Source organism: Pseudomonas sp. GW456-12-10-14-LB2 (genome assembly GCF_002884345.1).
GTDB lineage: Bacteria > Pseudomonadota > Gammaproteobacteria > Pseudomonadales > Pseudomonadaceae > Aquipseudomonas > Aquipseudomonas paraglycinae.
The window spans coordinates 1-269 of the sequence record NZ_POHV01000171.1 but is presented as its reverse complement, the minus strand read 5'-3'; the positions used below and the strand labels follow the sequence as shown (position 1 = coordinate 269).

1 protein-coding gene is annotated in these 269 nt (G+C 68.8%); it reads left to right on the top strand.

Going from position 1 to position 269, the window contains the following annotated elements:
- Window positions 1-246: type I secretion C-terminal target domain-containing protein (locus tag C1X29_RS28590; protein ID WP_146023317.1), on the top strand; the 246-nt coding region annotated here is incomplete at its 5' end.
- Window positions 247-269 lie beyond the last annotated feature (23 nt).

Below are 269 nucleotides of genomic sequence, written 5' to 3'. Positions count from 1 at the left end.
GCCGAGGACCGCATCGAGGACTTCGAGATCGGCGACCGGATCGACCTGTCGGACCTTTACTCCGGGACGCTGGCGTGGCGCGGCACCGGGGCGTTCACGGGCGCCAACCAAGTCCGCATCGTCGAGCTCGACAACGGCTACGTGGACGTGCGCGTCAACCTCGACTCCGACTCCACGGCCGAGTTCGAGGTGCTGGTGAAGCCGGTGGGCGGCTTCGACCTGATCCGGGACGACTTCATCCTCTGACGCGGCGAGCCCCTCGCCCGGGC